1 protein-coding gene is annotated in these 284 nt (G+C 68.0%); it reads left to right on the top strand.

Features of this window, described 5'->3' with window-relative positions:
* Window positions 1-284: aminotransferase class I/II-fold pyridoxal phosphate-dependent enzyme (locus EN818_RS32220; protein ID WP_135906772.1), on the top strand; the 284-nt coding region annotated here is incomplete at both ends.

The raw sequence follows: 284 nt of genomic DNA, 5'->3' as shown, positions 1-284 counted from the left end.
GCGTCGAAGGCGCTGGCCGGCGGCGAGACGTTCTACACCTGGCAGAGGGGCATTCCCGATATGAGGCAGGCGCTGGCGCGTTACTACGCCAGGCACTTCGGCAAGACCTTCCCCGAGGAGCAATTCATCGTCACCGGCTCCGGCATGCATGCCATCCAGCTGGCGCTCGACGCGCTTGCGGGCGCCGGCGATGAAGTGATCTATCTGTCGCCCGCCTGGCCGAATTTCGACGCCGCCGCCGCGATCGCGGGGGCCGTGCCGGTGCCGGTCACGCTCGACCATTC

The sequence above is a fragment of the Mesorhizobium sp. M3A.F.Ca.ET.175.01.1.1 genome, assembly GCF_004791945.1.
In the GTDB taxonomy this organism is placed as follows: Bacteria; Pseudomonadota; Alphaproteobacteria; order Rhizobiales; family Rhizobiaceae; genus Mesorhizobium.
Note: the sequence above shows the minus strand (reverse complement) of the source record. Positions and strands in the feature narration are given on the sequence as shown.